We start from the raw sequence: 4,610 nt of genomic DNA on the forward strand, positions 1-4,610 counted from the left end.
CTTCTGCCATTGGCCGCGCGATGGGCCTGATCCGGTCGCGGCATGGCGCCGACGGGTTCAACGTTGGCTTCAATCATGGAGCGGCAGGCGGGCAGACAGTATTTCATTTCCACCTGCATGTGATCCCCAGGCGAACGGGCGATGTGGCGGATCCCCGAGGCGGTGTTCGGCATGTCATTCCCACTAAAGCGAACTATCTCGCGGAACGGGAACCATCCTCATCCTCAGCGTCATCGACTACGCCACCTACCGAATCGGCATCAGCAACCACCGACCAACCGCGGCTCGTTACAGGTGGTGACGATCCGCTTTTGCCGCACCTGATAGCCCATATGGATCGAGCAGACCGCTGTGAAATCGCGGTCGCCTTTCTGCTCGACAGTGGTGCGCGACTGATCCTCAACCATCTTGAGGATCTGCTTGCTCGTGGTGGCGCTGCCCGCGTTCTCGTCGGCGACTATCTAGACGTGACTGACCCAGTCGCCCTGCGCAGGCTTGCCGACCTTGAGGGGAATCTATCCCTTCGCGTCTACCAATCGGGGGATGAACGGGGCTTTCATCTCAAATCCTATACATTCCTCTCGGGCACTGAGGGCGTCTCCTTTGTTGGCAGCTCGAACATTTCGGAGCCAGCCCTCACGACTTCCATCGAATGGAATTATAAAGTCATCTCCAGCCATGATGTCGGCGGTTTCAGCCAGATTCGCCGGGCCTTTGACAACCTCTTCGATGCTCCCGCCGCTGCCGCCGTCACGCAGGCCTGGATCGACGCTTACGAAATCCGACGTATCATTGATCCTTACCGCGGTCCCGATGGCACAGGGGCTGATGTCGAATACGAGACGCCGCAGCCAAAACCCCAGCCGCACACGATCCAACAACGCGCGCTGATCGCCCTGGAACAAACCCGCGAGGATGGTTTCTCGGCTGGCCTTGTGGTCCTCGCCACCGGTCTCGGCAAAACATGGCTCGCTGCTTTTGACAGCGACCGCATCGAGTTTCAGCGGATCCTATTCGTCGCTCACCGAGAGGAGATCTTGTCTCAGGCAATTGAGACTTTCCGGAACGTCCGACCCACGGCCCGGATCGGCCGACTTGCCGGCGACATACGAGAAACCGACGGCGATCTTGTCTTCGCTTCTGTCCAAACGCTGGGACGGATCGCCCACCTCTCTCGCTTTGCGCCGGACGAGTTCGACTACATCGTCATCGACGAATTCCATCACGCCGCCGCCAGCACCTATCGGCGGGTGATCGACCATTTTCGGCCGAAGTTTTTGCTCGGCCTCACCGCCACGCCAGAGCGCACGGACGGGGCCGATCTTCTGTCGCTCTGCCAGGAGAACCTCGTGTTCGAGGCAGGCATCCACATTGGCATTGAGAGTGAGCGCCTCTGTCCGTTCCACTATTTTGGCGTCCCGGATGATACGGACTATTCCAACATTCCTTGGCGGAGCGCGAAATTCGACCCCGAAGCGCTCGAGGCTGCCGTCGCGACCGAAGCCCGCGCCCAAAACGCATTGGAGCAATTTCAAGCCAAAGGAGGAAGTCGGTGTATTGGCTTCTGTTGCTCGCAGCGGCATGCCGACTTTATGGCCGCCTTCTTTATTCGAGAAGGTCTACGGGCTGTCGCGGTTCATGCGGGCCCAACCAGCGCGCCGCGAACCACCTCTCTTAAGCAGCTCGCAGACGGTGAAATCGATGTGATCTTTGCCGTGGACATGTTCAACGAGGGCGTGGATGTGCCAGCGATCGACACGGTGATGATGCTTCGCCCAACCGAGTCGACAGTTATCTGGATGCAGCAATTAGGACGCGGTTTGCGTGCCGCAGAAGACAAGGAGCAACTGATCGTCATTGACTACATAGGCAACCATCGCGCCTTCCTAATGAAGCTGCGGTCGCTTGCTGCCCTCGTGAATCGTGAGGCTGAGAGCAAGGGCAGGCTTCGCACGATGTTGGAGGAGATTCTCGGGGGAACGATTGCACTGCCACCCGGGTGCGAAATCACCTATGACCTCGCTGCCGTGGATATCCTTCAGAACTTACTCCGCCCTGCCGCGACAGAAACGGCGTTGGAATCCTATTATCGCGATTTCGAGGAGCGGCATGGCGTGAGGCCGAACGCGGTTGAGGTATTCCATGCTGGTCTCAACCCGCGGAGCAATAGCGAGGGTTCCTGGCTGGGTTTTGTTGAGCGAGTTGGCGGTCTCTCTGCTGACGAACAAGCAGCCTACAGCGAAGTGCGCGACTTTTTTGTTGCGATCGAGAAGACCGAGACGACCCGCAGCTACAAGATTGCACTGCTGCTCGCGCTGTTCGACGAAGATGCGGTTACCATAGAGATTGGGGTCGACGATCTATCGCGCCGTGCTGCAGCGTTGGTCCGTCGCATTCACAAGCTTGAACAGGACTTCTCGGTCGATCTCGACGACCCGTCCGCTGTTCGGCGGCTGCTCGTTCGCAATCCGATCGAGGCATTCGTGAATGCCAAGGGAACCGGAGGCGTTGCCTATTTCCGCTTCGAGAATGATGTCTTCAAGTTTGCTTTTGATCCACCGGTCGGATCAGGTTTCAGTGCATTGCTTCGCGAAGTGCTCAATTGGCGCCTCGCCCAGTACCTCACGCGAAGCGGTAGGCCCAACGAAGTGATCTGCCGGGTGTCGCGCAATACCGGCGGCAACCCAATCCTCTTTTTGCCAAGTGCGAGTCCCCAAAAGCTGGCTGAGGGACCGCTCGAGGTCGAGGTGGACGGTCGGCGTCTGAAGGCAACTGTTGCCAAAATTGCAATCAACGTTGTCCGTGATCCGGCGTCGGGCGCAAACCTGCTCCCTGAATTTCTCAATGGCTGGTTCGGCCCAGACGCAGGCCTACCGGGTCGCGGTGACCGGGTGCGCCTGCGCCAACGCGACGGCATCATGGTAATGGAGCCGATGGGAATGGTCGCTCAGGCTGGAGAGGGCCTCCGCCCATGGGAGCGCTATTCGCGCGAAGCAATCGGTCCCACATTTGGTTTCGCCTTCGACCAGGCCACCTGGAATGCCGGTTTCGTTCCAAAGCCTCCGCATTTGTTTTTGCTTGTGACACTGGCCAAGGAAGGCATGAGCGACGAACACCAATATGCCGATCACTTTCTGTCCGATGAAGAGTTCTCGTGGCAAAGCCAGAACGCGACGACGCAAGATTCGAAACGAGGCCAGATGATATGCAACCACCGCGCGCAGGGCTTGCATGTTCATCTGTTGGTACGACCCACCAAGAAGACCGGATCGCAGCCCACGCCATTTACCTATTGCGGTGAAGTTGATTTTGCTGCCTGGGAAGGCGAAGCTCCCATCACCGTGCGATGGAAGCTTCGCGATGGAGTTCCACCGTCACTGCGCGCTCAGCTCAAAGTGCCGGCGTAACCTGAAGCAAGTCCAACGGAACGGCTAGTCCCGGCCCAGACGCGGCGTGTCAGTGTCAGAAGTCATGTGGTGGTGCCCTTCTCGACAGGTTCCTAGCGGAACGTGAATTCGCGAATCCCACCATAGAATCCGTCATCGCGGAGGGGCATCTCCTCGACGGGAGGCGCGACGACGAATTCTAGTTGGCTGAGATCCATGGCCGCAATGAATGGGGCAAAGGCGACGACCCGGCTCTGGATCGCCGGCAGCGGCGCCGAGAAGATGGAGGGCGTGCCGGTGTGGCGGGTTTCCTCTGTCCAGGTCTGCGCGAATTGCTCCACCGGACCGAGCGCGAGTGAGTAGGAACTGAGATAGTGGCGTTCCCGCCGAACTCTGGTATCGACCGGTGGCATATAAACGCCGCGCCGTACATAGAGTCCGCCGAGCGAGCCCGCCCCGTTATCGCCAAGGTGATCGATGTAGTCGGGCACAAAGGCTTCGATCAGGCCACTGTTGGCTTCGAAGATCGCCGCCATTTCCTCCGGCGTTAGGAGCGGTTGAACGGAATCGTCGATGATCTCGGCCACGAAACGTCCGGCGTAGGTGCGATAGCGGAGCCGGTCGAAGTCGCGGATCGATGCCTTGATGGCGCGCATCGTCGGTGAATCCTGCCGCCGCTTTTTCCCATCCACCCACAATTGGGCGAAGCTTGCGACGAACGTGTCCAACTTCTCCTCCGGCACATCTCTGCTCAGGACGAAATCCTTGAACTCGTCCGCCCACGTTTCTTGCCTCTGCCGGAAGAAGTCGTAGGCTCTGACGACGAGCTCTTCGGCGTCCATGACCTTTTGACCGTTGACAAATCGCGTGCGCGCGAACGGCGCGATGCCGGCGCTATTATCAAGGAAGCGCTTGCGAATGTAGGGATCGTCCAAGTTCTGGGACAGCGATGCGTGGCGCAATGCCTCGTCCGGCTCCCAGCTGTCCAAAAAGACGTCGTAGTCGTCGCGCTCGATGGTCACGGCTGGGTCTCTCTTGCTTCTTGAAGGTGCAGGCGCGGGTCGGGAAGCTTTGGCCGGCGCTGCCGAATAAGCGCCGCTCGAGTCAGATCAATGTTACCATAAATGCACTCGGTTTCATGAAACGTCGGCCAAGAACGTCGCGCTTTATGTGGATTGGGTCGGCGGTGAGTTCGCGGCGCAAAACCAAGCCCGCGCGTCAGAC

The 4,610-nt window shown here is 58.9% G+C and carries 2 protein-coding genes and 1 pseudogene; 2 read left to right on the forward strand and 1 reads right to left on the reverse strand.

The window, feature by feature from the left end; translation table 11 throughout:
- Window positions 1–20: 20 nt before the first annotated feature.
- Together EOA27_RS42265 and EOA27_RS23345 are read left to right on the forward strand one after the other, a co-directional pair.
- Window positions 21–125 (forward strand): annotated as a pseudogene (locus EOA27_RS42265) (HIT domain-containing protein); the annotation flags it as partial.
- 207 nt (window positions 126–332) lie between these two features.
- Window positions 333–3,407, forward strand: a complete 3,075-nt coding sequence (locus EOA27_RS23345; RefSeq protein WP_245491146.1) for a DUF3427 domain-containing protein — start codon at window positions 333–335, stop codon at window positions 3,405–3,407.
- A 92-nt stretch (window positions 3,408–3,499) separates the two neighbouring features.
- On the opposite strand, the gene EOA27_RS23350 is transcribed toward EOA27_RS23345, so the two are convergent.
- Window positions 3,500–4,408: a hypothetical protein gene (locus EOA27_RS23350; protein WP_127257323.1), complete on the reverse strand. Its 909-nt coding sequence runs from the start codon at window positions 4,406–4,408 to the stop codon at window positions 3,500–3,502.
- Window positions 4,409–4,610: the final 202 nt, after the last annotated feature.

Source organism: Mesorhizobium sp. M2A.F.Ca.ET.037.01.1.1, from assembly GCF_003998075.1.
Taxonomy (GTDB): Bacteria; Pseudomonadota; Alphaproteobacteria; order Rhizobiales; family Rhizobiaceae; genus Mesorhizobium.